Source organism: Streptomyces sp., assembly GCF_019510245.1.
GTDB lineage: Bacteria > Actinomycetota > Actinomycetes > Streptomycetales > Streptomycetaceae > Streptomyces.
Genome location: NZ_JAEKKT010000168.1, coordinates 62,070 through 80,711, shown reverse-complemented (window position 1 = coordinate 80,711; position 18,642 = coordinate 62,070). Strand labels below are relative to the sequence as shown.

The window sequence follows — 18,642 nt, the reverse complement described above, 5'->3', positions numbered from 1 at the left end:
GACCCAGAGCGCCAACTGAGGAGCGCAGCAACGATGGCGGACGCCAAGGTCATTCCGTTCGACGACGACCGCTCCCGCGGGGCTGCCGTGCAGCGGCCGGCCGCCCGGCGCCGGGGTGCGGGGAGCCGGCGCAAGAGCGGCGGCGAGCAGGCCGCGGTGCGTGAGCCCGCGGCGGTGCGCGAGTCCGCGGTGGTGCGTGAGGTCCAGCCTCTCGCCGGGCGGATCCCCGCGCAGGAGGATGTGCATGTGACCCGGGAGAACCCTGAGACGGGCGTGAAGCAGCCGCCGCACGACGAGGCCGGCCTGGAGCGGCGTGTCGCACGCGGTCTCGCGTTCCTGCGGCGGCGGCTGACCGGGGAGTACGAGGTCGACGACTTCGGGTACGACGAGGAGCTGACCGACCAGGTCCTGATGTCCCTGCTGCGGCCGGTGTACGAGAAATACTTCCGCGTCGACGTGAAGGGCATCGAGAACATCCCGGCCCACGGTGGTGCGCTGATCGTCGCCAACCACTCCGGGACGCTGCCGCTGGACGGCCTGATGATGCAGGTCGCCGTGCACGACCGGCATCCGGCGAATCGTCACCTCAGGCTGCTGGCGGCGGATCTGGTCTTCGTGCTGCCGGTGGTCAACGAGCTGGCGCGGAAGCTGGGGCACACGCTCGCGTGCGCGGAGGACGCCGAACGGCTGCTGGCCCAGGGGGAACTGGTCGGGGTGATGCCGGAGGGGTTCAAGGGCATCGGGAAGCCGTTCGGTGAGCGGTACAAGCTCCAGCGGTTCGGGCGGGGCGGGTTCGTGTCCACCGCGCTGCGGCAGGGGGTGCCGATCATTCCCTGCTCGATCGTGGGGGCCGAGGAGATCTACCCGATGATCGGCAACGCGAAGACGCTGGCGCGGGTGCTGGGGATTCCGTACTTTCCGCTGACGCCGACGTTTCCGTGGCTGGGGCCGCTGGGGGCGGTGCCGTTGCCGACGAAGTGGACGATTCAGTTCGGGGAGCCGATCCTCACGGACGGGTATCCGCCGGAGGCGGCCGAGGATCCGATGCTGATGTTCAACCTGACGGACCAGGTGCGGGAGCAGATTCAGCACACGCTGTACAAGTTGCTTGTGCAGCGGCGGTCGGTTTTCTTCTGATGCCTTGAGTTTCGGGTGCGGGCCGGTGGGGGCTGGTCGCGCAGTTCCCCGCGCCCCCAAGCGGCGGCTTCGCCGCCTTGGGGGCGCGGGGATTCTCAGTTGTTGCTGTCCTCGCTGTCGATGCCCAGGCCCGGGAGCAGGCCCGGCAGGAGCGGGGGCAGGGTCACGTCCGGGGCGCTGGACGGGCTCTTCGACGGGGAGGCGGTGCTGCTCGAGCCTCCTGTCTTGGGCGGGTCCAGGAGGCCGCCCGTGGTGCCGCCGAGCAGGCCGTTGTCGGCGCTGCCGGAGGCCGAGCCGCTGGGGCTGCCGGTGCCGGTGTCGTGGCCCGAGGAGGAGCTGCCGGAGGAGGAAGGAGCCGTCGACCGGTGGCGGCCGGAAGAACCGGTGGACGCCGTGCCGGAGTCCTGTCCGCCGGTGCCGCCGGTGTTCTGCGACGGCTGGGGGAGCAGGGACTGCAGCGGGGCGACCTCTTGGTCTATGGCGTCGAAGACCGACGACACCTGCTGGCTGACGTCCCCGAGCTGGACCGGGAGCTTGCTGCGCAGGGCGCCCCAGGCCTCGCGGTGGGACTGGGCGAAGGCGGACAGGGCCTGGATGGGGCCCAGGGAGTTCGGGTCGCGCTCGTACGCCTCGTGGAGCAGGCGGTGGCCCTCGGTGACGTCGTGCTGCATCCCGGACAGGGTGCGGCGGATCTCGCCGATCGACTCGTGGTCGAGGTGACCGCCGCGGCCCCGCTCCATGAGCCGGCGGGCCTCCATCAGCCGGGTCGACGCCTGGTCGAGGTAGGTCTGGCCGCGCTGGTCGTCGCCGTCGGACAGATAGTTGAGCTTGAAGTCCTCGATGCCGCGTTTGAGGCCGTACAGGGAGTCGCCGGGCAGGGCGTCGGAGCTGGCGGCGGCGACCCCGCCGAAGGCTCCGGCGGCCACGCCGACGCTCAGGCCGCCCGCGGCGAGCCCCTTGGTGAGCCGGGAACGCGGCCGCAACTTGCCCAGCGTGCCCGCCCGGTGCGCGCCCTTGGCCCGGGACGCACGCTGCTCGGGTACCGAAGCATCCGCCGCCCCGCCCAGGGTGCCCTCCGCCAGCATGGCCTCCATCGCGGCCACCAGCTGGGCCCGCTGGACGACCTTGACCTCCGGGTCGAGCTCTGGCTTGGGCAGTGCGGCGAGCCCTGTCGCCAGAGCCAGCAGCTCGCCCTGCTCGGTCCGTTCGGCCCGGTCCGGGGCGGCCGGTGGATCGCCCGTGGGTCCTCCGGACGGCTCGGCCGCCGGGTCCCGGTCGGGCTGCTCCTCCAGAGCCTGGGCGAAGGCGTTCGCCCGCCGGTGGGCCGATACGTTCGCGATCACTGGCGGCACCTCCTCTCGTCATGACGGTCGACTCCCCAGGGGGTCCTGAGGGTTGCACGCCCTCGACCAGTCCACACGATCGGGTGACCGGGGTCTGGTCGGACGTGACCACAGGGAGCCTGTATCCCGCACAACGAGCGGCTCGGCACTTGGGTTACGGACCGCCGGGGATCGGCTGAGAAAGACAACCCGCTTTGACGGAGCGTGAGTTGGGCGTCGCCCAGGGTGTCCGGTTCAGCGGGCGTCGTCCGGGAGGAGCCGGGCGAGAGTGCGCACGGCCCGGTACTGGAGGGTCTTGATGGCGCCCTCGTTCTTGCCCATCACGCGGGCGGTCTCGGCGACCGAGAGGCCCTGGAGGAAGCGGAGCGTCACGCACTCCTGCTGCTGGGGGTTGAGGCGCCGTACGGCGTCCAGCAGGGCCGCGTTGGAGAGGGACTCCAGGACGGAGTCCTCGGGGGAGCGCTCGACCTCGTTGGCGTCGAGCATCTCGCCGGTGGTGACCTCCAGGCGGAAGCGGCTCGACTTGAAGTGGTCGGCGACCAGGTTGCGGGCGATCGTGACCAGCCAGGCGCCGAAGTCGCGGCCCTGCCAGGTGAAGGTGCCGATCCTTCGCAGCGCCCGCAGGAACGTCTCGCTGGTCAGGTCCTCGGCGGTCGCCTTGCCGCCGACGCGGTAGTAGATGTAGCGGTACACGGTGTCGCTGTACTGGTCGTAGAGGCGGCCGAAGGCCTCGGCCTCGCCGGCCTGGGCGCGCTCCACGAGGTCCATCATCCGGGCGCTGTCACTGTCTGCGGCCGGGCGGCGGGCGGTGGTGGCGCCGGTGCCGGTGGTGCGGGCGCGTCTGCCCACGCCCCGTCCGTCGCCGGAGCGGCGGCCCTCGACGACGGCGCTGCGTGCCGGCGCCTGTTCCATGCCGTCGGCCAGTGCGTAGCACGGGCCGACGGGGGCGGCGGTGGCGAAGGCGGGGACGGCGTACGCGGTCGGGACAAGGCCGCGCAGCGTCTCTTTGACCGTCGCGACTGTTGCGCGCAGCGTAGCCAGGCCCGAGGCGTCAACCCCGACGTGTGGGTACACGGGACTCCCAGAGGCAGAGCTTCCATCACGTGCAGTGCGGAACCTTTCACCCGTCGTAGCGACGGAGGGGAACCGGTTTGCGTCTGAGGAGAATAACGCTTCGTGCAGGCACTGCTACACCGAGTTGCTCAAATCATCGATTGCGTCGCTTCTGTAACCGTTTGGCAGCGCCTCAAGGGTCTTAGCGTGACCGGTTGTTGAACGAAAACGCACGGGTTTCGGCGATGTACGGGGCGTGTTGGGGTGACCGCGCGATAATTCCGGGCGCGCGGAGGGGCCGAGCGGGGGTGGGGACGCTTACCGGCGCTTGCAGGGTGCCGCTGCCCACCGGTGCCGCCCTGCGGCACGCCTGCCCGCAGCCAGGTATGTAGGGCACGGCTGAGCAGCGCCCCGTCAGGGGCGCTGGGGGTACCCTGGCCGAAGGCTGGGGGAGGAACTGCGCGACCAGCCACATCGGGCGCGCAGCCGGAAACCGGCCCGCGGCCCTACGGCGCCGCCCCGTCGGTCAGCGCCCGAAGGGCTACCGGCGCCGACGGCTCAGCGCGATCGCGGCCGCCGTGCCACCGGCAACCGCTCCGACCCCGGCCGCCGCCGGGATCCCCACCTTCGCCGCCTTGCGCCCCGTGCGGTAGTCACGCAGCCGCCAGTCCAGCTCGCGGGCGTGCTTGCGCAGCTTCGTGTCCGGGTTGATGGCGTAGGGGTGGCCGACCAGGGAGAGCATCGGGATGTCGTTGTGGGAGTCGCTGTAGGCCGCGCAGCGGGAGAGGTCGAGGCCCTCGGCGGAGGCCAGGGCGCGCACCGCCTCCGCCTTGGCGGGGCCGTGCAGGGGCTCGCCGACCAGCTTGCCCGTGTAGACGCCGTCCACCGACTCGGCGACCGTGCCCAGCGCGCCCGTCAGGCCCAGCCGGCGGGCGATCACGCCGGCGATCTCCACCGGGGCCGCGGTGACGAGCCACACTTTCTGGCCCGCGTCCAGGTGGGCCTGGGCGAGGGCTCGGGTGCCGGGCCAGATGCGCTCGGCCATGTACTCGTCGTAGATCTCCTCGCCGATGGTCTGGAGCTCCGCGACGCGGTGGCCCTTGACGATGGAGAGGGCCGAGTCGCGGGCCTCCTGCATGTGCTCGGGGTCCTCGACGCCGGCCAGCCGGAACCACGCCTGCTGCCAGGCGAACCGGGCGAGGTCGCGGGTCTCGAAGAACTTCCGTTTGTACAGGCCACGGCCGAAGTGGAAGATGGCGGCGCCCTGCATGACGGTGTTGTCCAGGTCGAAGAACGCGGCGGCCTTGTCGTCGCCGAGCACCGGGAAGTCCGGCTCCGCGGCCTCGCCGAGCGGTGCCGTCGCTTCCTGGTTCTTCCGCGCGGCCTCCGCCGAGGCCTCGCCTGCCAACACGCTCCGCGCCGTGGCGGAGCGCCTACGGGGAGTGAGCCATCCGAGAGCGGCCATGTCGTGAGCATAGCCAGTTTGTTCGGGAGTTCCGGAGTCACGGGAGTTGGCTCGGTGTGAACTCTCCGCGACCGGGTCGTTAAACAAAGCGAAGAACCCGTGCAGAAGACGGCGGGCATGCCCTCCCAGGGGCGGGACAATGGACGTCATGAGTCCCCTCTTTGGCCGGAAGGCGCCCGCGCCGAGTGCGCGATCGGTCACCCTCATCCGTAAACCCGGCTGCCATCTGTGTGATGACGCACAGGTCGTGGTCGAGAAGGTGTGCGGCGAGCTCGGAGTGCCGTGGGAGCAGAAGGACATCACTCTGGATTCACAACTGCACGATCTGTACTGGGAGCAGATCCCGGTGGTACTCGTCGACGGCGCACAGCACACCTTCTGGCGCGTGAACGAGGAACGGCTCCGCAAGGCACTGACCGACTAGTCCAAACCGGCTGGAAAAGTCGCTTAGGATCGACGGCGGCTTGGTCTCGGGGGCGGGATTCGTGAGGAGTGTGTACGGCTTTGCCCCCATCGGAGAGGGAGCGCGGGTGCTTGTGCGCCGGTTCCGGACGGCTGCGCCGGGGGCGCGTGACCCCGGTCACGTTGGCCGGGCAAATCGGACACCATCTTTGTGCACGCGTTCACAAAGACATAGCCTGCTGTCGACGGGGCGGTCTGGGTACGTGTGACCGTCCGCAGCCCCGCTCAACCCGTTGGAGCACCGTGGCAACTGGCCGAACTCACCGACCGGCGACCCGCAGCCGAGGGATCCCCGAGGCCACCGTCGCCCGGCTTCCGCTGTACCTCCGCGCTCTGACCGCACTGTCGGAGCGCTCGGTCCCCACGGTCTCCTCGGAGGAGCTGGCCGCGGCCGCGGGGGTCAACTCCGCGAAGCTGCGCAAGGACTTCTCCTACCTGGGTTCGTACGGAACGCGCGGTGTCGGCTACGACGTCGAGTATCTCGTCTACCAGATCTCCCGCGAGCTGGGCCTGACCCAGGACTGGCCGGTTGTGATCGTCGGTATCGGAAATCTGGGCGCCGCCCTCGCCAACTACGGCGGGTTCGCCTCCAGGGGCTTCCGGGTCGCCGCCCTCATCGACGCCGACCCGGCGATGACCGGACGGCAGGTCGCCGGGATCGCCGTGCAGCACAGCGACGACCTCGAGAAGATCATCTCCGACAACGGCGTCTCCATCGGCGTGATCACCACCCCGCCGGGCGTCGCCCAGCAGGTCTGCGACCGCCTGGTGGCCGCCGGGGTCACCTCCATCCTGAACTTCGCGCCGACCGTGCTGTCCGTCCCGGACGGCGTCGACGTACGCAAGGTCGACCTCTCCATCGAGCTGCAGATCCTCGCCTTCCACGAGCAGCGCAAGGCGGGCGAGGAGCACGAGGGCGCGGCCGCGCCCGTCACCGCGCACCAGGACGCCGGCGAGCAGGGGCCCGACGGGGACGTACCCGCCGTGATGCCGGCATGAGTCTCCTCGTCGTCGGGCTGAGCCACCGCAGCGCCCCAGTCAGCGTCCTGGAGCGGGCCGCGCTCGGCGCGGACGCCCAGGTGAAGCTGGTCCAGGACACGGTCGCCGCCGAACCGGCCACCGAGGCCGCGGTCCTCGCCACCTGCAACCGCATCGAGCTCTACGCCGACGTGGACAAGTTCCACGCCGGGGTCGCCGAGCTGTCCACGCTGCTCGCCCAGCACAGCGGGGTCGGGCTGGACGAGCTCACCCCCTATCTCTACGTGCACTACGAGGACCGCGCCGTCCACCACCTGTTCTCGGTGGCCTGCGGGCTCGACTCGATGGTGGTCGGCGAGGGACAGATCCTCGGGCAGATCAAGGACTCGCTGGCCCGCGCGCAGGAGCTGCACAGCGCCGGGCGGCTGATGAACGACCTGTTCCAGCAGGGGCTCCGGGTCGGCAAGCGCGCCCACTCCGAGACCGGGATCGACCGGGCCGGACAGTCCCTGGTCACCTTCGGGCTGGAGCAGCTGGCCGCCGGCGGCGACGTCGAGACCTGGGCCCGGGGCAAGAAGGCGCTGGTCATCGGCGCCGGATCGATGTCCTCGCTGGCCGCCGCGACGCTGGCGCGGGCGGGGGTCGCGGAGATCGTCGTGGCCAACCGGACGCTCGACCGGGCCGAGCGGCTCGCGCAGATCCTCAACGAGGGCGACGACACGCACGTGACGGCCCGCGCGGTACCGATGGACGCGGTGCCGGGCGAGCTGACACGTGCCGACGTGGCCGTCTCCTGCACGGGCGCGACCGGACTGGTGCTGACCGCTGACGCGGTCGCGGCTGCGGTCGAGGGACGTACGGGTGAGCCGGTCACCGAGATCGACATACCCGCGACGGCGAAGCAGACGCCGGCCGCCGCCCCCGGGAGCGGGCTCGGTACCGACGAGAACTGCCCGCTCGACCTCGCCGCCGAGCAGAGCGGTTTCTCCGTCATGGGGGAGGCCGCCGTCGCCGGGATGGCCGCCGCGGAGCTGGAGCAGCACGCGGCCTGGGTGGACAACGGGACCGTCGACCGACGCGACGCGGCCCGCCGTACGCCGGAGGCCGAGGCCGAGCTGATCGGAGCGCTCGCCGCGGCCGCCGCCCGGGTCGGCAGGATCCCGGAGCGGCGCAGGCCGGAGCCGGTCGCCGGGTTCGACCGGCCCGCTCCCGCGCTGTTCCTCCTCGACCTCGCCATGCCCCGCGACATCGACGCGGCCGTGCACCGGCTGGCCGGGGTGCGGCTGGTGGACATCGAGTCGCTGGCGGAGGCGTCCGCGGACGCGCCGATGGCGGCCGACGTGGACCAGGTGCGGCGGATCGTTTCGGACGAGGTCGCCGCCTTCGGCGCGGCCCAGCGGGCGGCGCACATCACGCCTACCGTGGTAGCCCTGCGGACGATGGCCGCCGACGTCGTCGCGGGCGAGATCGCGCGGCTCGACGGGCGCCTTCCCGACCTGGACGAACGCCAGCGCGGCGAGATCCGGCAGGCCGTGCACCGGGTCGTCGACAAGCTGCTGCACGCGCCGACCGTACGGGTCAAGCAGCTCGCGGCCGAGCCCGGCGGCGCCGGGTACGCGGACGCGCTGCGGACCCTGTTCGACCTCGATCCCGAGACGGTGGCCGCCGTCTCCCGGGCCGTGGACAGCACAGACAAGAAGGACCGACCGGCATGAGTGACATTCCACTGCGACTGGGGACCAGGCGATCCAGACTCGCCATGGCCCAGTCCGGACAGGTGGCGGAAGCCGTGAGCCGGGTGACCGGACGGCCCGTCGAGCTGGTCGAGGTCACCACCTACGGCGACACCTCCCGCGAGCACCTCGCGCAGATCGGCGGCACGGGCGTCTTCGTGACCGCCCTGCGGGACGCGCTGCTGCGCGGCGAGGTCGACTTCGCGGTTCACTCGCTGAAGGACCTCCCGACCACCCAGCCCGAAGAGCTGGTGCTGGCCGCCGTACCGGTGCGCGAGGACCCGCGGGACGTGATCGTCGCCCGGGACGCGCTGAAGTTCACCGACCTGCCCCGCGGGGCGCGCATCGGCACCGGTTCGCCGCGCCGGGCGGCGCAGCTGAACGCGTACGCGCGCTCGCACGGCCTGGACATCGAGACCGTGCCGATCCGGGGGAACGTCGACACCCGGATCGGATACATACACGACGGCGAGCTCGATGCCGTGGTGCTGGCGGCGGCCGGCCTGAGCCGTATCGGCCGCATCGACGAGGTGACCGACTTCCTGTCGGTCGATACGGTTCTGCCCGCCCCCGGCCAGGGGGCACTGGCGGTCGAGTGCGTCGCGGACAACGCGTCGCTGATCGCCACGCTCGGGGAACTCGACGACCCGTTCACCCGGGTCGCCGTGACCGCCGAGCGGTCACTGCTCGCCGCCCTGGAGGCCGGCTGCTCCGCCCCTGTGGGCGCGCTTGCCGACCTGCTGGCCGACGGGCAGATTGTCAAGGAAATGCGCCTGCGGGCAGTCGTCGGCACGACCGACGGCACCCGGACGGTGCAGATGTCCACCACCGGTCCCGTGCCCGAGACATACGACCAGGCGACGGCGCTCGGTCGCGAACTCGCCACCGAGATGCTTGCCCAGGGTGCGGCCGGTCTGATGGGGGAGCGAGCACAGTGAGCCCCACCAACCTTCCCGCCGGCCTCGATCACGGGCACGTCACCTTCCTGGGTGCCGGACCCGGGGATCCGGGACTGCTGACCTTGCGTGCCGTGGAGGCACTGTCCAGCGCGGACGTCCTGGTCGCCGAGCACGACGTGCTCGACGTGATCAGAACCCACGCCAGGCAGGGCGTCTCCGTCGTGACCACGAATCCGGACCCGTCGTCGGACCCGTATTCGGGCACGGGCACGCCTCAACTCACGGTTGTTGACGGCGCGTCAACAACCGCTTCCCTCCCGCCCGTGCGGGATGCGGCTCATCTTGTCATGGAGGCCGCGCGGGGTGGCAGGCGGGTCGTCCGTGCGGTGTCCGGGGACCCGGGACTTGATACGTACGCGACCGAGGAAATGCTCGCCTGTGTCGCCGCGGGTGTGCCCTTCGAGGTCGTGCCGGGTGTGGCGGCCGCGGTCGGGGTGCCGGCGTACGCCGGTGTGCCGCTGCGGGACGCGCAGGGCGCGGACGTCCGCTTCGTGGACGCCCGTACCGCCTCGGACCGGTGCTGGACCGAGGTCGGTGCCTCGGACGGCACGGTGGTCGTGTCGACGACCCTCGACTCGGTGGCCGCGGCCGCCGCGGAGCTGGTCGCCGCCGGCCGCAAGCCGGACACCCCGCTGACGGTCACCGTCGCCGGTACGACGACCCGGCAGCGCACCTGGACCGCCACGCTCGGCACCATCGCGCAGACGCTGAAGCAGGCGAAGGTGCTGCCCTCGCCGGAGGGCGGCCGGCCGGTGATAGCCGTGGTCGGTGAGCGGTCCGCCGCCGCCCAGCGCGACCAGTTGTCGTGGTTCGAGTCCAAGCCGCTGTTCGGCTGGAAGGTGCTCGTGCCGCGGACGAAGGAGCAGGCGGCGTCCCTCTCCGACCAGCTGCGGTCCTACGGGGCCGTGCCGCACGAGGTGCCGACGATCGCCGTCGAGCCGCCGCGCACGCCCCAGCAGATGGAGCGGGCCGTGAAGGGGCTTGTCACCGGGCGCTACGAGTGGATCGCGTTCACGTCGGTCAACGCGGTGAAGGCGGTCCGGGAGAAGTTCGAGGAGTACGGGCTCGACGCCCGGGCCTTCGCGGGCATCAAGGTCGCGGCGGTGGGCGAGCAGACCGCGAAGGCGCTGGTCGCCTTCGGCGTGAAGCCGGACCTGGTGCCGAGCGGTGAGCAGTCGGCCGCCGGGCTCCTGGAGGACTGGCCGCCCTACGACCCGGTCTTCGACCCGATCGACCGCGTCTTCCTGCCGCGGGCCGACATCGCCACCGAGACGCTGGTCGCCGGGCTCATCGAGCTGGGCTGGGAGGTGGACGACGTGACCGCCTACCGGACGGTGCGGGCGTCGCCGCCGCCGGCCGACACCCGGGAGGCGATCAAGGGCGGCGGTTTCGACGCGGTGCTCTTCACGTCGTCGTCCACCGTGCGGAACCTGGTGGGTATCGCCGGGAAGCCGCACAACGTGACGGTGATCGCCTGCATCGGGCCCGCCACGGCCAAGACGGCCGAGGAGCACGGGCTGCGGGTGGACGTGATGGCTCCGGAGCCGTCGGCCGCGAAGCTGGCGGAGGCGCTGGCGGAGTTCGGCCTGCGCAGGCGCGCGAGCGCGCTGGAGGCCGGGGATCCGGTGACTCGGCCGAGTGAGCGGCGGCCGGGGGCGCGCAGGAGGCGTACCACCACGTGAGGCTGAGGTGAGTTAGGGCGGGGCGTCCGATGTGCGGATGCTCCGCCCTCTTCGTTTCGGAGCCACGACCTGCGTAAACCGGCCCCAGAGGATGGGCGTCGTGCCAAAACCCTTGCCAAGTCGTCTTGTTCGTGTGATCCTGCAAGGCTTTGCGTACGTGGATGACCAACAGGACCAGGGGGAGACGGAATGGTGTCGGCGACGTCGGGCGGTCCGTCCGGAGGGGACGACGAGCAGGTCGCACGGTTGGCCGCGGGCTCTTCCAACTTCGGCCATCTGCTCAGGCACGAGCCTTTACTGGTGACGCTGGGGTGTTCCGCCGAGTCGTACGTCCACACCGATCCGCACGCGGCCATGGTGAAGGCCCGCCTTTTCGGCGAGGTCATGACCCGGCACCTGGTCACGCTCCTCGGCCTCACCGTCCAGGGATCCCGGCAGGTCGACCGGATCAACGCGCTCGCCAGGGCCGACGTACCGAACTCGACGCCTACCGGCGCAAGTTGGAGGAGGCCCGGCCCCGCTACGACGGCAAGCAGGGCCGCCTGGAGCGCGAGCGGGCCGCTCGTGAGCAGGCCGAGGCGGAACTGGCCCGCTACAAGCGCGTCCATGCCCTCACCTACGCCGACCTCGGCGACAGCCTCGCTGCCCAGGCCCGCGCCGACGAAGCCGTCGCCGCCTGGGCGCAGGCCCTGACTCTGATGGAGGGCATGACCTCCGACCGCACCCGCAAGACCATCACCTCGCTCCGCTCCACCCTCTCCATGTACCAGCGACGCAAAGTGCCCGGAGCCGCCGAACTTGCCCGCCGCGCACGCGAAGCACTGGCCTAAGCTGCCACCAACCGGCCGACGAAGGGACACCAGCCGTGGCTCAGCGGACAACCGACGACCAGCCCAAAGCCCTGCCGCCCGCCCTCGAATCCATGACCCTGCTGGTCGCCGCCGTCATCGTCCACGACAAGGCCACCAACCGCGTCGTCCTCCTCCAACGCAGCCAGAACGCCAAGTTCGCCCAGGGCATGTGGGACCTCCCCGTCGGCAAGAGCGAACCCGGGGAGCCCATCACCGAAACCGCAGTACGCGAGCTGTACGAAGAGACCGGTCTGACCGTGAAGCCGCAGTCCCTTAAGGTCGCCCACATCATCCACGGCGCCTGGGGTGTGGAGGCCCCCAACGGCTTCCTCACCGTCGTCTTCGCGGCCCACGAATGGAGCGGCGAACCCGAGAACCGTGAGCCGCGCAAGCACGCCCAGGTCTGCTGGGTCGAGACTGGCGCAATTCCAGAGGAGTTCGTGGACACCACCGCCAGCGCCCTTCATCACTATCTCCGAGGTGGCCACCAGGTTTCACTGAACGGCTGGAGCTAAGCGGTCTGCTGGGACTGCCATCAGCATGCGCCCCCCGCTGGGGCCCGGAAAAGCGGGACGCGGTGAGGCAGGTGCCGGGGCTGCGGGCGGTAAGAGACCAAAGAACCCGGGAAAAAACCCACCAACCAACCAAACCTCGCCTTCATCACACGAGCGGGTGAATCCGGCCGGTGTGGCTGGCGCGTGGGCGGGTCGGGCGGGCAGTCTCGCCGCAGGCAACATCCGCAACTCCACAAGCTCATACATGCTTCGGCCCCCGCCGGGACGCCAATCCCAGTGCGAGGGCCTGACCAACGAGGAAGATCGGACCTTCCCCATGGCTGAGAAGAAGCCTATCCCTGCGCCGCGCCCGAATCAGGACGTTCGGCGGACGACCACCCACTCCGGTGTCACCCACGTACGCACGTACCAGTCGGGGCAGTACGTCGTCGTGGGCAACCACCTCGCCCAGCACCGCGGACTCTCGCTGATCGCGATCGGACTGGGCACTCACATCCTGTCGCTGCCGGAAGGGGCCCCGGTCGACATCCGCAGTCTCGCCGACCGTTTTCCCGAGGGGCGGGACCGGATTGCCTTCGCCCTGCGGGAGTTGGAGGCGCACGGCTACCTGGAGCGGGTCCGGGAGCGTACCGACGCGGGGCGGTTGTTCACCCGGACGTACGTCCACCACACCCCCGGCGGGGCGGGCGCGGCGCGAGGCCGGACGCGAGGGGATGCGGCGGCCCGCCCCTCGGCGAACGACCGGCAGCCACCTCAGGAGGACGACCGAGGCGGCGCCGGGCCGGTGACCCACGAGGCACGGGCCACGTCTGTCCGCGCTGAGCCCGAGCCGCCCGCGGTGTCCGAGCAACGCCCCCAGGCGCCCGACCGGCCCGCCGTGCAAGTTCCGCCCGCCGCGGAGACCCGCCTCGACTCACGCCATGAGAAGGCTGTCGCCCTCCTCGCGGCTCTGCGCCGTACCGACGACCGCCTCACGCTCTCCGCACGGGACCTGAACCGGCTCGCCCCCGCCGTCACCGCCTGCGTGAACTGCTGCCCGCGCCTTTGCCGGCGATGCCCGCCCCGCGCGTCGTAGCGGCGGACCTCGGCACGAGTCGCCGCGGTCCCCATCCCTTCCAGACCTGTGACGGCTGCGAACGTGCCTTCCGTGCCCCGGAGCCCGGCCGCTGCCGCGACTGCCGACATGACCGCCCGGCCGTGGCGGCCGTCGGCTGCGCGGCCTGAACGTGGTCCGGAAGATGACCGCTACGGCCTCGGTTCGTTCGTTCTCGGCCACTCCTCCCGTCGGACGGCATTCCTATACTTGCGCCATGGACCAGGACCTGGAGCGGGCAGCCGTCGTCGCACTGCTGCGGCGCGGAGATCGTTCCTGGCCCGAGCTCACCGACCAGATCGAGACCGTCGGCAGTGCACGGGACGTCCTGGAGGAGTCACTCGATGCATTCGGACAGGCCGCGCTCTTCGATGCTGGTCCGGCGGTGGACCTGGACGACATTGCCGCGGAGGTCGCCTCCTGGGAACGGGAGGGGATGCGGTTCGTGACCATCCTCGACCCGGATTATCCGCTCTACCTGCGGCTGGTCCACCAACGACCTCCGTTCCTGTTCCTGCGGGGCGAACACATCGAGCACGATCTGCGGGTCGCCGTGGTGGGCACCCGCACCCCCAGCCCTGACGGGATTGCTCACGCCCGAGCCATCGCGGGCGGTCTCGCCGAACGGGGTGTCACCGTTGTCAGCGGCCTGGCCGCCGGCATCGACACCGCCGCACACGGTGCCGCCCTCGCCGTCGGCGGACGTACCGTCGGTGTGATCGGCACGGGGCTGCGCCGGGTCTACCCCGCGCAGAACGCGCGGCTTCAGGGGGAGATCGCCGAGCGTGGGCTGCTGATCTCGCAGTTCTGGCCGGACGCTCCGCCGTCGAAAACGTCCTTTCCCATGCGCAACGCCGTGATGAGCGGGTACAGCCTCGCCACCGTCGTCGTCGAGGCCGCCTACCGCAGTGGCGCACGCATGCAGGCTCGGCTCGCACTGGAGCACGGGCGCCGGGTCTTCCTGATGCGCTCTCTGCTGACCCATGAGTGGGCCAGGGAGTACGCGGGCAGACCCAACACCACCGTCATCGACGGGCCCGAGGACGTCTTCAGCAGGCTTGAGTCCCTCGTCCCCACCACTGGCGAGCTGACCTGGACATAGGCGGGACACCCGATGGCCACGGTTGTAGAGCTGTCCGCCCGCTACGCCAACTTCCTCGTCCACCCGTTGTTACCGGGCTTGGGTGTGTGCCAGATCTGTCGAGGTCCGGCGACCAAGGGGTATCCGACGTGTCTTCCGTGCCACGGCACCCGCACGGTTCTCGGCAGCGGCGTGGCGGACGCCGTAGTTCCGGTCAGCCTGGCTCTCAAGGGGGAGCAGTACGCGCACGAACTGTGGCGCTACAAGAACGCCGCAGGGCCTCAGCGGCAGTACTTCCGTACGGGGCTTGCGGCTGTGCTCTGGCGGTTTCTGGAAGCGCACGAGGCATGCGTCGCGCATCGGTGTGCTGTACGCGGCTTCGATGTCGTCACCACCGTGCCCAGTACGAGCGGGAGGCAGACCCACCCGCTGCGGGCCATGGTCGCCGACATGATCGGCGCGACCCGTGAGCGCCACCGTGATCTGCTCCGAGCCACTCCGAAGGCCGCGGACCTCGGGCGCACCGCGTCGTCTGCGCGCTATACGGCATCACCCCTGTGGGGCGAGCACGTGCTGCTCGTGGACGACACCTGGACCACCGGCAACCACGTGCAGTCCGCTGCGGCCGCACTGAAATCCGCAGGCGCGGGAACTGTGGCGGTCGTGGTCCTCGGCCGTCACCTGAACAGCGACTACGAGCACACGGCCGCCCACGTCGAACAGGCGCGTCTACGGCGCTTCTCCTGGGACGTCTGCCCCGTACGGCCCTGGGCGCACGGCTGACCCGCTCCGGTCGAGTCGCCTACGCCGTGTCGTTGGCGAGGATTTTTTTCAGGTCCTCGATCACCGTGGGGATCTCGCGGTCGAAGGCCAGGCCGTCGACGCCCTCGTCGGTGACGACGGCGAGGAGGGCTCGGGTGCCCACCGCTGTGACGATGACGTGGCCCGCGCTGCACTGGGCCGTGAGCTGGCGGAGGGTGCCGGTGTCGCCCTGGTCGGCGAGGCGGTGGCCGAGGGAGAGGGCGGCGGAGGCGACGGCGGCCATGGACTCGGGGTGCGTCTTGTCGCTGTCGCTGGCCACCACCAGCCCGTCCACGGTGGCCAGCGTGGTCTCACGGACGCCCATCACCCGGTCGCGCAAGGAGACGAGGATGTCCTGCACGGGATCGTTCATGGTGGCTTCCTCCTGTGCTGTCGTGCTCGGTGGTGCGTGGGGCACTGCTGCCCGGGGACTAGCGCTTGCGGCGGGGGAGCGGGGTCGCCGGGGGTTGCGAGGTCGCCGTCGGCGGGTGGGGTGGGGTGCGTGGGGCCGTGCTCGGGCGGCCGGCGGGGGGGGTGGTGGGGGGCTGGAGGAGGCCCAGGGCCAGGAGGTCGCGGAGGTCCAGCATGACGGCGAACAGGCCGCGGCCGAGGGCGAAGGCGATGTCCCGGGGGGTCTTGCGGCCGTCGGCGACCGCCAGGAGGGTCCGGTGGCGGGGCGAGAGACGGGCGGTCTGGCGCGGGTCGCGGGCGGCCGGGGCGGGCTCCAGGCGGTCGCGGGCGAAGCGGGCGGTGGCGCCGCGTTCGTTCGCCAGCAGGCGGACGCGGCGGTTGTTCTCGGTCACCAGGCGGTCGGGCGGTACCGCGGCACCCGTGTCGAGCAGGGGGCGGGGATCGGCGACGTCCCAGCCGTCCGGGCTGGTCAGGGCCAGGGCGAAGGCCGCGTCGAAGAGGGCCGCCCGGCCGGTGATCTCCAGTTCGGCGGCGCCCAGCAGGCCCTGGGCGACCAGTTCCAGGGCCAGGTGCGCGGGGTCGGTGCCGGTGGCGCGGGCGGCCGTCCAGTCGTCCTCGGTGATCCGGCCCGACTTGAGGAGGAGCACCTCGACGCCGGGGGCGCCGGGGGTCTCCATCCCGACGACCATGCCGTCGCGGACGTGGATGACACCGCCCGGGGCGCCGGAGACCAGCACCGCACAGGAGCGCCGCTCGGTGTGCAGGCCGGCCAGCAGGGCGGGGACGTTGCGGGCGGTCGGTGTCTCCCGCGTCATGCGAGCAGGCGGTCCGTGTGCGCGGCCAGGTCCCGCAGCGCCCACGTGATGTTCGTACGGTCCCGGTCCACCAGGGCGAACAGCAGGAGCGGGTCGCCCTGCCGGTCGACGTGGACCGTCACATGGTGGTGGGCGGCGGTGGTGACGACGATGCTCTCCAACTCGCCCGTGAAACCTGCCTTGTTGAGGTGCATGGTCGCCGAGTGTGCGGTCTCCTGGGCGTCCTGGGCCGGTTCCGGGGCGCCGTACTCGGCGTAGGAGAGGCCGGTCACGCCGTCCAGCAGGACGGCCGAGGTGACGCCGGGCGTCCGTCCGACGTCGCGCAGGACCGTGTCGAGCAAAGCCATGAGTTCCCCCTCCTGACCCCTCGGACGCACAGTACTTTATTGCCAACTGTTGCAACACTGGCCAAAGATGACGCTTATTCGGACTCGGAGAGGTCAGGGAGCAACCTCCGTCGAACTGCTTGCGTCCGAGTCGACCCACGTAAGGAAATCGAGGGCACCAGCGTGAACATCGAGACAGCGCTCAAGGAAGCCATGAGCATCGACGGGGCCGTCGGGGTCGCCCTGGTCGATTACGAAAGCGGCATGTCGCTCGGCGTGCTGGGCGGCGGACCGCACCTGGACCTGGAGCTGGCGGCGGCCGGGAACACCGAGGTCGTCCGCGCCAAGCAGCGCACGCTGAAGTCCATCGGCCTCGACGACGAGATCGAGGACATCCTGATCACGCTCGGCGGCCAGTACCACCTGATCCGCCCCCTGACCAAGGCCGGCGGCTCGCTCTTCCTCTACCTCGCCCTCGACCGCAGCCGCAGCAACCTCGCGCTGGCCCGGCACAGCCTCAAGAAGCTGGAGGGCGAACTGGAGGTCTGACCCCCGCTGTCGTGGCGTCCCGGCCCACCGGTGCGCGGGCCGGGGCACCGACGCCGAGTCGGCAAGCGCGCTCTTGTGACGGGCGTAGCGTAGAGGGCATGACGAAGTACGGCTCCTTCCCCGGCACGCGGCCGCGACGGCTGCGGACCACCCCCGTCATGCGGCGCATGGTCGCCGAGACCCGGCTGCACCCCGCGGACTTCATCCTCCCGGCGTTCGTCAGGGAGGGCGTGAGCGAGCCGGTGCCGATCACCGCCATGCCCGGCGTCGTGCAGCACACCCGGGACAGCCTGAAGAAGGCGGCCGCGGAAGCGGTCGAGGCGGGCGTCTCCGGGATCATGCTGTTCGGGGTGCCCGAGGAGAGCAAGAAGGACGCCCTCGGCACGCCCGGCACCGACCCGGACGGGATCCTCCAGGTCGCGCTTCGGGACGTGCGCGCCGAGGTCGGCGACGACCTGCTCGTCATGTCCGACCTGTGCCTCGACGAGACCACCGACCACGGGCACTGCGGGGTGCTGGACGCCCAGGGCCGCGTGGACAACGACGCCACCCTGGAGCGGTACGCCGAGATGGCCCAGGTGCAGGCCGACGCGGGCGCCCACGTCGTCGGGCCCAGCGGGATGATGGACGGGCAGATCGGCGTCGTCCGCGACGCGCTCGACCAGATCGGCCGCGAGGACGTCGCGATCCTCGCCTACACCGCGAAGTACGCCTCCGCCTTCTACGGCCCCTTCCGCGAGGCCGTCGGGTCCTCGCTGATGGGCGACCGCAAGACCTACCAGCAGGACCCCGCCAACGCGCGGGAGTCACTGCGCGAACTCGCCCTCGACCTGGAGGAGGGCGCCGACATGGTGATGGTCAAGCCGGCCGGGCCCTACCTCGACATCCTGGCGCGGGTCGCCGACTCGGTGGACGTGCCGGTCGTCGCCTACCAGATCTCCGGCGAGTACTCGATGGTCGAGGCCGCCGCCGAGAAGGGCTGGATCGACCGCGACCGCGCGATCCTGGAGACCCTGACCGGCATCAGGCGGGCCGGTGCGCGGAACATCCTCACCTACTGGGCGGTGGAGGCCGCCCGGATGCTGGGCTGAGCGCGGACACCGGCGCCCTTCTCCCGCGCCCCGGCGGACGAGATTCCGCCGGGGCACTTTCATGACGTCTGCGCGGGCGTCAGCGCGGGCGTCTGCGCAGACGTCGGCGCCGAGGCCCGAGCAGGGTCGGTGGTGGGCCGGACGCGGGCCGCGGAGGAGGACGGGCCCTCGTCGCGTACGCCCTGACCGTCCCGGCAGCCGGTGAGGGCGGTCGCGGCGGTCAGCGCCAGGGCGGCCGCCGCGAGGAGACGGCGGCGGTCGGGGGCCGTAGCGGAGTGCGTGGCGGACATGCGAGGG

General features: G+C 71.2%; 19 protein-coding genes and 1 pseudogene. 13 read left to right on the top strand and 7 right to left on the bottom strand.

Annotated features, from left to right (window positions below; translation table 11 throughout):
• Nucleotides 1–33: 33 nt before the first annotated feature.
• Nucleotides 34–1,137 carry a lysophospholipid acyltransferase family protein gene (locus tag JF597_RS32900; protein ID WP_294003670.1) on the top strand — a complete coding sequence of 368 codons (1,104 nt, stop codon included), beginning with the start codon at nucleotides 34–36 and terminating at the stop codon, nucleotides 1,135–1,137.
• 95 nt (nucleotides 1,138–1,232) lie between these two features.
• On the opposite strand, the gene JF597_RS32895 is transcribed toward JF597_RS32900, so the two are convergent.
• From JF597_RS32895 to JF597_RS32885, 3 genes are all read right to left on the bottom strand, one after another.
• Nucleotides 1,233–2,480, bottom strand: a complete 1,248-nt coding sequence (locus JF597_RS32895; protein ID WP_294003627.1) for a DUF5667 domain-containing protein — start codon at nucleotides 2,478–2,480, stop codon at nucleotides 1,233–1,235.
• A 234-nt stretch (nucleotides 2,481–2,714) separates the two neighbouring features.
• Entirely contained in the window at nucleotides 2,715–3,554 is an 840-nt protein-coding gene (locus JF597_RS32890) for an ECF subfamily RNA polymerase sigma factor, BldN family (RefSeq protein ID WP_294003625.1), read from the bottom strand.
• Between the two features lie 520 nt (nucleotides 3,555–4,074).
• Nucleotides 4,075–4,998: an HAD-IB family hydrolase gene (locus JF597_RS32885; protein ID WP_294003623.1), complete on the bottom strand. Its 924-nt coding sequence runs from the start codon at nucleotides 4,996–4,998 to the stop codon at nucleotides 4,075–4,077.
• Between the two features lie 148 nt (nucleotides 4,999–5,146).
• Between JF597_RS32885 and JF597_RS32880 the strand changes: the two genes are divergently transcribed.
• The 10 genes and pseudogenes from JF597_RS32880 to JF597_RS32835 all read left to right on the top strand — a co-directional run bounded on the left by JF597_RS32880 (nucleotide 5,147) and on the right by JF597_RS32835 (nucleotide 15,135).
• A complete protein-coding gene (locus tag JF597_RS32880; protein ID WP_294003621.1) occupies nucleotides 5,147–5,422 on the top strand; it encodes a glutaredoxin family protein in 276 nt (91 codons plus the stop codon).
• A gap of 281 nt (nucleotides 5,423–5,703) precedes the next feature.
• Nucleotides 5,704–6,459 carry a redox-sensing transcriptional repressor Rex gene (locus JF597_RS32875; RefSeq protein WP_294003619.1) on the top strand — a complete coding sequence of 252 codons (756 nt, stop codon included), beginning with the start codon at nucleotides 5,704–5,706 and terminating at the stop codon, nucleotides 6,457–6,459.
• Nucleotides 6,456–8,153: a glutamyl-tRNA reductase gene (locus JF597_RS32870; RefSeq protein ID WP_294003617.1), complete on the top strand. Its 1,698-nt coding sequence runs from the start codon at nucleotides 6,456–6,458 to the stop codon at nucleotides 8,151–8,153. Before JF597_RS32875 ends, JF597_RS32870 begins: the two co-directional genes overlap by 4 nt.
• Nucleotides 8,150–9,109, top strand: a complete 960-nt coding sequence (gene hemC / locus JF597_RS32865; RefSeq protein ID WP_294003615.1) for a hydroxymethylbilane synthase — start codon at nucleotides 8,150–8,152, stop codon at nucleotides 9,107–9,109. The genes JF597_RS32870 and hemC overlap by 4 nt, the downstream gene beginning before the upstream one ends.
• Entirely contained in the window at nucleotides 9,106–10,812 is a 1,707-nt protein-coding gene (locus tag JF597_RS32860; RefSeq protein ID WP_294003613.1) for a uroporphyrinogen-III synthase, read from the top strand. The genes hemC and JF597_RS32860 overlap by 4 nt, the downstream gene beginning before the upstream one ends.
• Nucleotides 10,813–11,402: 590 nt before the next feature.
• Nucleotides 11,403–11,642, top strand: a pseudogene (locus JF597_RS32855) (hypothetical protein); the annotation flags it as partial.
• A gap of 35 nt (nucleotides 11,643–11,677) precedes the next feature.
• On the top strand, nucleotides 11,678–12,178 hold the full coding sequence (locus tag JF597_RS32850; protein WP_294003611.1) for an NUDIX domain-containing protein: 501 nt from the start codon (nucleotides 11,678–11,680) through the stop codon (nucleotides 12,176–12,178).
• A 316-nt stretch (nucleotides 12,179–12,494) separates the two neighbouring features.
• The gene (locus tag JF597_RS32845; protein WP_366916473.1) at nucleotides 12,495–13,253 is read left to right on the top strand and encodes a hypothetical protein; all 759 of its coding nucleotides are present in this window, start codon (nucleotides 12,495–12,497) and stop codon (nucleotides 13,251–13,253) included.
• A gap of 235 nt (nucleotides 13,254–13,488) precedes the next feature.
• The gene (locus JF597_RS32840; protein ID WP_294003609.1) at nucleotides 13,489–14,373 is read left to right on the top strand and encodes a DNA-processing protein DprA; all 885 of its coding nucleotides are present in this window, start codon (nucleotides 13,489–13,491) and stop codon (nucleotides 14,371–14,373) included.
• Between the two features lie 12 nt (nucleotides 14,374–14,385).
• Entirely contained in the window at nucleotides 14,386–15,135 is a 750-nt protein-coding gene (locus JF597_RS32835) for a hypothetical protein (RefSeq protein ID WP_294003607.1), read from the top strand.
• A gap of 19 nt (nucleotides 15,136–15,154) precedes the next feature.
• Here the strand turns inward: JF597_RS32835 and JF597_RS32830 are convergent, their stop codons facing one another.
• Genes JF597_RS32830 through JF597_RS32820 form a run of 3 tightly spaced genes read right to left on the bottom strand, consistent with a single transcriptional unit; the run spans nucleotide 15,155 to nucleotide 16,726 of the window.
• On the bottom strand, nucleotides 15,155–15,526 hold the full coding sequence (locus tag JF597_RS32830) for a roadblock/LC7 domain-containing protein (RefSeq protein WP_294003605.1): 372 nt from the start codon (nucleotides 15,524–15,526) through the stop codon (nucleotides 15,155–15,157).
• A gap of 58 nt (nucleotides 15,527–15,584) precedes the next feature.
• A complete protein-coding gene (locus tag JF597_RS32825) occupies nucleotides 15,585–16,379 on the bottom strand; it encodes a hypothetical protein (protein WP_294003603.1) in 795 nt (264 codons plus the stop codon).
• The gene (locus tag JF597_RS32820) at nucleotides 16,376–16,726 is read right to left on the bottom strand and encodes a hypothetical protein (RefSeq protein WP_294003601.1); all 351 of its coding nucleotides are present in this window, start codon (nucleotides 16,724–16,726) and stop codon (nucleotides 16,376–16,378) included. Before JF597_RS32820 ends, JF597_RS32825 begins: the two co-directional genes overlap by 4 nt.
• 162 nt (nucleotides 16,727–16,888) lie before the next feature.
• On the opposite strand from JF597_RS32820, the gene JF597_RS32815 reads away from it, so the two are divergent.
• Nucleotides 16,889–17,254 carry a hypothetical protein gene (locus JF597_RS32815; RefSeq protein WP_294003599.1) on the top strand — a complete coding sequence of 122 codons (366 nt, stop codon included), beginning with the start codon at nucleotides 16,889–16,891 and terminating at the stop codon, nucleotides 17,252–17,254.
• 98 nt (nucleotides 17,255–17,352) lie between these two features.
• A complete protein-coding gene (hemB, locus tag JF597_RS32810) occupies nucleotides 17,353–18,345 on the top strand; it encodes a porphobilinogen synthase (RefSeq protein WP_294003597.1) in 993 nt (330 codons plus the stop codon).
• A gap of 59 nt (nucleotides 18,346–18,404) precedes the next feature.
• On the opposite strand, the gene JF597_RS32805 is transcribed toward hemB, so the two are convergent.
• Nucleotides 18,405–18,635: a hypothetical protein gene (locus tag JF597_RS32805; RefSeq protein WP_294003595.1), complete on the bottom strand. Its 231-nt coding sequence runs from the start codon at nucleotides 18,633–18,635 to the stop codon at nucleotides 18,405–18,407.
• Between the last annotated feature and the right edge of the window lie 7 nt (nucleotides 18,636–18,642).

Bases quoted from the DNA above. Each gene is read 5' to 3' on its own strand.
- JF597_RS32900 (WP_294003670.1), top strand. From the start codon at position 34: ATGGCGGACGCCAAGGTCATTCCGTTCGACGACGACCGCTCCCGCGGG.
- JF597_RS32885 (WP_294003623.1), bottom strand. From the start codon at position 4,998: ATGGCCGCTCTCGGATGGCTCACTCCCCGTAGGCGCTCCGCCACGGCG.
- JF597_RS32880 (WP_294003621.1), top strand. From the start codon at position 5,147: ATGAGTCCCCTCTTTGGCCGGAAGGCGCCCGCGCCGAGTGCGCGATCG.
- JF597_RS32870 (WP_294003617.1), top strand. From the start codon at position 6,456: ATGAGTCTCCTCGTCGTCGGGCTGAGCCACCGCAGCGCCCCAGTCAGC.
- hemC (WP_294003615.1), top strand. From the start codon at position 8,150: ATGAGTGACATTCCACTGCGACTGGGGACCAGGCGATCCAGACTCGCC.
- JF597_RS32845 (WP_366916473.1), top strand. From the start codon at position 12,495: ATGGCTGAGAAGAAGCCTATCCCTGCGCCGCGCCCGAATCAGGACGTT.
- JF597_RS32840 (WP_294003609.1), top strand. From the start codon at position 13,489: ATGGACCAGGACCTGGAGCGGGCAGCCGTCGTCGCACTGCTGCGGCGC.
- JF597_RS32835 (WP_294003607.1), top strand. From the start codon at position 14,386: ATGGCCACGGTTGTAGAGCTGTCCGCCCGCTACGCCAACTTCCTCGTC.
- JF597_RS32830 (WP_294003605.1), bottom strand. From the start codon at position 15,526: ATGAACGATCCCGTGCAGGACATCCTCGTCTCCTTGCGCGACCGGGTG.
- JF597_RS32825 (WP_294003603.1), bottom strand. From the start codon at position 16,379: ATGACGCGGGAGACACCGACCGCCCGCAACGTCCCCGCCCTGCTGGCC.
- JF597_RS32820 (WP_294003601.1), bottom strand. From the start codon at position 16,726: ATGGCTTTGCTCGACACGGTCCTGCGCGACGTCGGACGGACGCCCGGC.
- hemB (WP_294003597.1), top strand. From the start codon at position 17,353: ATGACGAAGTACGGCTCCTTCCCCGGCACGCGGCCGCGACGGCTGCGG.
- JF597_RS32805 (WP_294003595.1), bottom strand. From the start codon at position 18,635: ATGTCCGCCACGCACTCCGCTACGGCCCCCGACCGCCGCCGTCTCCTC.